Origin of the sequence: Streptomyces sp. NPDC091416 (genome assembly GCF_044756845.1) — a bacterium.
Taxonomy (GTDB): domain Bacteria; phylum Actinomycetota; class Actinomycetes; order Streptomycetales; family Streptomycetaceae; genus Streptomyces.
Window position 1 is genome coordinate 1 of sequence record NZ_JBIVTU010000063.1, and the last position, 1,310, is coordinate 1,310.

Consider the following 1,310-nt stretch of genomic DNA (forward strand, 5'->3'; position numbering starts at 1 on the left):
CTGGGCGAGTTGCATGAGCGGTTCGTGCACCGATTCGCTCGGTCGGAGCCGCGGGAGTCGGCGCTGGCTTACATGCAGGGGCTGATCGCTCCGTTGGAGCGGAAGAATGGTTGGACGCTGGCGGAGGAGGCCGGTCACGCGGCTCCTGATCGGATGCACCGGCTGCTGAACCGGTGCGACTGGGACGCCGATGAGGTCCTGGACGACGTGCGCGATTACGTCGTGGAGCATCTCGGCGACCCGGACGCGGTGCTGATCGTGGACGACACCGGATTCTTGAAGAAGGGCGTCCGCTCGGCCGGCGTCCAACGCCAGTATTCGGGCACCGCGGGGCGGACAGAAAATTGTCAGGTCGGTGTTTTCCTCGCGTATGCCGGAGAACGCGGCCGCACCTTGATCGACCGCCGCCTGTATCTGCCCACGTCGTGGACCGACGACCGCGAACGCTGCCAGGCCGCCGGCGTCGGCGACGATGTCGCCTTCGAGACGAAAGTCGTGATCGCCAAAGCGATGGTCCGCCGGGCGATTGCCGAGAAGATCCCGTTTCGGTGGGTGACCGCGGACGCCGCCTACGGCTTCTCCAAGGGCTGGCGGACCGAGCTCGAGCGGGCCGATGTCTTCCACGTCATGGCCACCACCCGTCACGACACGGTCGTCACCCGTTGGGCCATGGACCATCCGGTGCACGATCTGTTTCCCGGCCTGTCTCGGCAGAAGTGGAAGCGCCGTTCCTGCGGCAACGGTGCTCACGGGCCACGCGTCTACGACTGGGCCAGGGTCGAGGTCCGGCCCTGGCACCGCGAAGACCGACGGCACTGGGTCATCGCCCGTCGCAGCGTCAGTCGACCGAAGGAGATCTCCTACTACATCGCCTACTGCCCCGCCGAGACCACACTCGATGAGCTGATCCGCGTCGCCGGCAGCCGGTGGGCCGTTGAGGAATGCTTCCAGACCGCGAAGCAGGAATGCGGCCTGGACGATTACCAGGTCCGCCGCTACCCCGGCTGGCACCGCCACATCACCCTCGCCATGGCCGCCCACGCCTGCCTGACCGTCCTGAGGGCCCGCGCACTCGACACCGAGAAAGCAGAAACGGATCCTCCCAGCTCATCGCCCTGACCCTCCCCGAAATCCGGCGACTGACCACCCGCCTGACCCGGCCTCGCACCAACCTCATCGACCATGTCCTGCACTGGTCACACTGGCGCCGCCGACGACAGTTCCAAGCCCGGATCAGCCACTACAAACGACGCGGCCACACACCACCAGAAACTGCCCACACATCAGAACAAAGACCGTTGCAGTACTAG

The 1,310-nt window shown here is 66.1% G+C and carries 1 protein-coding gene; it reads left to right on the forward strand.

Features of this window, described 5'->3' with window-relative positions; all coding sequences use genetic code 11:
* Nucleotides 1-1,119 (forward strand): IS701 family transposase (locus tag ACIQMX_RS42485; protein ID WP_402487089.1); only part of this gene is annotated, 1,119 nt, incomplete at its 5' end.
* Between the last annotated feature and the right edge of the window lie 191 nt (nucleotides 1,120-1,310).